Origin of the sequence: Microbacterium sp. 18062 (genome assembly GCF_902706225.1) — a bacterium.
In the GTDB taxonomy this organism is placed as follows: Bacteria; Actinomycetota; Actinomycetes; order Actinomycetales; family Microbacteriaceae; genus Microbacterium.
In genome coordinates, this window is the sequence record NZ_CACSKB010000627.1 from 1 (window position 1) to 393 (window position 393).

At 66.2% G+C, this 393-nt stretch carries 1 protein-coding gene; it reads right to left on the reverse strand.

Annotated elements, in window-relative coordinates:
- Positions 1–2: 2 nt before the first annotated feature.
- A partial coding sequence (locus GVL03_RS21535) for an LptF/LptG family permease (protein ID WP_159502779.1) occupies positions 3–393 on the reverse strand: 391 nt, incomplete at its 5' end.

Genomic DNA, 393 nt, shown 5'->3' on the forward strand with positions numbered 1-393 from the left:
CGTCAGCCGTCTTCCTGGTACAGAAGCGTAAGCGTACCGAGAAGACTGCCTACCACGGCCGGGAACCACGCCGCCACCGGTGCGGCGACGAGTCCGGACGCGCCGAGCCCCTCCATGACCTGTCGGACCACGTAGAGAGCGAAGCCCGCCGCGACGCCGCCGAGGACGAGTTTACCGACCCCACCAAAGCGGAAGAACCGTAAGGAAACGGTTGCGGCCACGATCACCATAGCGAGGAACAGGACCGGCCTGGCCCACAGGACATCGTACTGAAGACGGTATCGGGTGGCGTCGAGACCGGCCCGCTCGGTCCGCGCGATGGTTGTGGGAAGTTGCCAGAAAGGCACAGATTCCGGGGGGGTAAAGCGCTGCCGGACCTGCCCGGGGTCCAGG